This is a genomic window from Mesorhizobium sp. M7A.F.Ca.AU.001.01.1.1 (genome assembly GCF_004022735.1).
GTDB classification, from domain to species: Bacteria; Pseudomonadota; Alphaproteobacteria; order Rhizobiales; family Rhizobiaceae; genus Mesorhizobium; species Mesorhizobium ciceri.
Genome location: NZ_RZPF01000622.1, coordinates 1 through 3,970, shown reverse-complemented (window position 1 = coordinate 3,970; position 3,970 = coordinate 1). Strand labels below are relative to the sequence as shown.

Genomic DNA, 3,970 nt, shown 5'->3' with positions numbered 1-3,970 from the left:
ACCTTGACGCCGGGAATGCCGGCGTCAAGGTCGACATCGACGAGAAGGTGATCGTGTCGTCGACCGGCGCGCTGTCGCTGGATAAGGTTCCCGGCCATCTGGTGGTGGTCGGCGGCGGTGTCATCGGGCTCGAGCTCGGCTCGGTGTGGGCGCGGCTCGGCGCCAAGGTCACCGTGGTCGAATTCCTCGACACCATCCTGGGCGGCATGGACGGCGAGGTCTCCAAGCAATTCCAGCGGTTGCTGGGCAAACAGGGCTTCGAGTTCAAGCTCGGCGCCAAGGTCACCGGCGCCGCCCTTGACCGGCTCGAAGGTGATGGTCGCACCCTTCTTGGCCTTGGCGACGCCGAGACCATCGAGGCCGATGCCGTGCTGATCGCCACCGGCCGCCGCGCCTATGCCGACAGCCTCGGGCTCGGGGAAGCCGGCGTCGAGGTCGACGAGCGCGGCCGGGTCAAGACCGATGGCCATCTCAAGACCAATATCCCGGGCATCTATGCCATCGGCGATGTCATCGCCGGGCCGATGCTGGCGCACAAGGCCGAGGATGAGGGCGTGGCGGTAGCGGAAACCATTGCCGGTCAGGCCGGCCACGTGAACTATGACGTCATTCCGAGCGTCGTCTACACCAGCCCGGAAATCGCCTCGGTCGGCAAGACCGAGGAAGAATTGAAGAAGGCCGGCATCGACTACAAGATCGGAAAGTTCCCGTTCAGCGCCAATGGCCGGGCGCGCGCCATGCTGCACACGGACGGTTTTGTGAAGATCCTCGCCGACAAGCAAAGCGACCGCGTGCTCGGCGTCCATATCGTCGGCTTCGGCGCCGGCGAGATGATCCACGAGGCGGCGGTGCTGATGGAGTTCGGCGGTTCGTCGGAGGATCTCGCCCGCACCTGCCATGCGCACCCGACGATGTCGGAGGCGATCAAGGAGGCGGCGCTGGCGACGTTCTTCAAGCCGATCCACATCTAAGGCCCTTTCATAAACTCTACTCCGGCGGCCATCTGGCGAGGTTTTCTCCGCTTTCACAGCGCCGCGCGTCCCTCCTGGACGCTCAAAGGATGCTGTGACCCTTTTTGATTGGCGCATGATCCTCTCCGAAAAAATCGGACTGATCTTCGGGGTCATGCGCTGCTCACGGACCCAATGTCCGCTGCGCTCCGGTTCTCGAAAACCACACCAGCTGACTCACCGGAGCGAGTTTCTGGAAAGGCCTTTCTGGCGGCCCCTACAAAACAAAACGGCCCGCTTTTCAGCGGGCCGTTCGTAACTGATATCGAGCCAATCACTGGGCCGGTGCAGGTGCCGGCGCAGGGGCTGGTGCCGGCGCAGGAGCCGGTGCGGGCGCGGGTGCCGGGGCAGGCGCCGGTTCTGCAGGTGCCGGAGCAGGCGCGGGCGCAGGTTCAGCCGGCTTCATCGGTTCCGCCGGTGCAGGCGCTGGGGCCGGTGTGCTGGCCGCCGGCGGCTCGGCGGGTGCCGGGTGCTCACCACTTCTTCCGAAAACATAATACGCGACAACCGCCAGAATAACGACGACCAGTGCAATCAGCCAACCGCTACCACCGCCGCCGCCACTTGGCCTTGGTGCGTTGGTGGACGAATTGAACGGGTCGTTTGGATTCGGTGTGTTCGCCATAAAAGTGTCCTCCGTGGATGAAAAATATCAATCAACACCATACAACGCGCAATCATTGAACTGGTTTCACGCTAGGGTTGGAAAACGCCAAAAACAAGGACAATCCTGCCCTTCCGCAGCCGGAGTGGCGTCGTTTCGCCACGCAGCGCGCCAAGTTTGCGTCTGTTAAGGTCGAATCAGAGGGTTTTGCCGTGACGAATCCGTCAGCTCAGCTTGTCCCGAATCACTGCGATGCTCTCGCCAGAGCCCAGTTCGCAGACCGCTATGTGCTGGTCACTGAAGGCCTTTCCTTAACCGCATTCGGCGCGGCCGAACGCGCTCTGGGGCGAACGCCGCCCTGGGTCGGCAGGCTCATGGCGCTGCGCAATCTTGCCGTCAGGCCGTTCCGGCTGAAGACGGGCTTGGAAACTGCGGTGTTGCCGTCGGGCCGGATCGGGATATTTCCGCTCATCAGCCAGTTTCCCGGCAAGGTTGTGCTTGGCCTCGACGACCGACATCTCGATTTCCGTGTTCTGGTCGAAGTCAGGGATCTTGGCAGCGGCCGGCAAGAGGTGGCCGCGACGACGATCGTCAAGACGCACAATTGGCTCGGGCGCGCCTATCTCGCGATCATCATGCCGTTTCACCGGATGGTCGTCCCGGCGATGCTGGCCCAGATCCTGGCGAAGTAAGCTGAAGTCACTAAAGTCCGACAGGCGTGACGGTGTAACCGGCCTTGCGGAAATCCTCGACCAGGCCTTCGGGGCCGGGAAGGTGGAGGGCGCCGACCGCCATGAAGACGTTGCCCCTGGCAAGGATCGGTTCGGCATGCTCGACCATCACCTTGTTGCGGCTGGTGATCATGGTTTCCTCGAACGCCGCATAGCCCGCGGGGTCGTCCGTGCCCTCCGGCATGGCCACGCGAAACAGCGGCCAGAACATTCCGGTGTCGCCGCGCTGGTAGAGCACGATCATGGTTTCGTTGATGTCGTTGATCTTATCGCCGAGCTTCAGCGTGTCGACGAGGCCCTTCATGTGAAACGCCAGCGGCAGCGAGGCCATGGCGCGCAGCTGGCTTTCAGCCGTCTCCAATCCTTCCACCGGCTTGCCGGAAGCCTTCGCACCTTGCGCCAGTCTGACATCGAGCACCGGGGCGCCGCCTGACTGGCGGGCCAGCTCGCAGGCCGGCAGTGCCATCATGGCCGAGAGCATCCACGGCTTCATCTTGGCAACCGTTGCCGGAGGAATGCCGCGTGCGTCGAGCGCGGCGTTCATGGCCGCCGCATCGTCGGGCGACAGCAGCGACGCCAGCGTCGTCGAATCAGTGAACATCATCAGGTCCGGCTCTTTGAGCATCGCGACCATCATCTTCTGCTTGTCGAGCACGTCCGTGGTTTCGATGATGATGGTGCCGGCGGCGTCATAGGCTTTCTGCGCTTCGGGAGGCAGCGTGGTGACGCGCGGGTCGGTCATATGCATGGTGCCGAACAGGAAGGACGGCTTCTCGCCGGGCTTTTCCAGCTTCCATAACAGGCCCTTGCCGTTCGGCGTCGCGGCGGCTTCCGCTTCGATCTTGCGGTAGCTCGCCGGATCGTTCTTCTGCAGGGCCGACAGCATGTCGGCACCGGTGCAGGTCGGGACTTCGGCATGCGCCTTGCCGGCCGCGAACAGCAGCACGGCGAGGAACGACAGGAAGAACAGAACATTGAGCGCGACGAGCAGCTTCAGCGACACGGAAGCAGCACGGTCGGCGATGGCTATGACGCGTTTCATGAGCCTCTTCTAGGACTGAAAAGCGGCAAAACGGTTAACCTGTGCTGAGAAATTGTCTTGGACTGGCTATCGCGCTCAACTGACGTCGATGGGGCTCATGCTTCAACGATTAGCGGAAACGCCCATTTCTTCGTCATCCCAGGGTCTCCGCGACGGAGCTTCGCTCCTGCTTCGCCCAGGGATGACGACGTTGGGGAGGCTTTCGGCCAAATGGTGAACGTTACTGGCGTTCACGCCCTGGGATGCGCCTGCTCATAAATCTCGAGCAGCCTCGCGGTGTCGACGCCGGTGTAGATTTGCGTCGTCGACAGGCTGGCGTGGCCGAGCAGTTCCTGGATGGTGCGCAAATCACCGCCGCGGCCGAGCAGATGCGTGGCGAAGGAATGGCGCAGTGCATGCGGCGTCGCGGTATCGGGCAGGTTGAGCGCCGAGCGCAGCTTGGCCATGTCGCGCTGGACGATGGCCGGGTTGAGCGGGCCGCCGCGGGCGCCGCGAAACAACAGGCCCTTGGGGTCGAGATGGTAGGGGCAGAGCCGGCGATATTCGGCGATTGCCCTGAGCGCCACCGGCAGCACCGGCACCA

4 protein-coding genes are annotated in these 3,970 nt (G+C 63.2%); 2 read left to right on the top strand and 2 right to left on the bottom strand.

Annotated elements, in window-relative coordinates; translation table 11 throughout:
* The coding region (locus tag EN884_RS28500) for an FAD-dependent oxidoreductase (RefSeq protein ID WP_128360871.1) at nucleotides 1-971 on the top strand (971 nt) is incomplete at its 5' end.
* A gap of 855 nt (nucleotides 972-1,826) precedes the next feature.
* Complete coding sequence (locus EN884_RS28490) at nucleotides 1,827-2,306, top strand: DUF2867 domain-containing protein (RefSeq protein WP_063170405.1); 480 nt, start codon at nucleotides 1,827-1,829, stop codon at nucleotides 2,304-2,306.
* 10 nt (nucleotides 2,307-2,316) lie between these two features.
* On the opposite strand, the gene EN884_RS28485 is transcribed toward EN884_RS28490, so the two are convergent.
* Nucleotides 2,317-3,387 (bottom strand): TraB/GumN family protein, encoded by a 1,071-nt coding sequence (locus EN884_RS28485; RefSeq protein WP_063169536.1) that lies wholly within the window; start codon nucleotides 3,385-3,387, stop codon nucleotides 2,317-2,319.
* Nucleotides 3,388-3,617: 230 nt separating this feature from the next.
* Nucleotides 3,618-3,970, bottom strand: a 353-nt coding sequence (locus tag EN884_RS28480; protein WP_164778787.1) for a tyrosine-type recombinase/integrase, incomplete at its 5' end; no start/stop codon positions are given.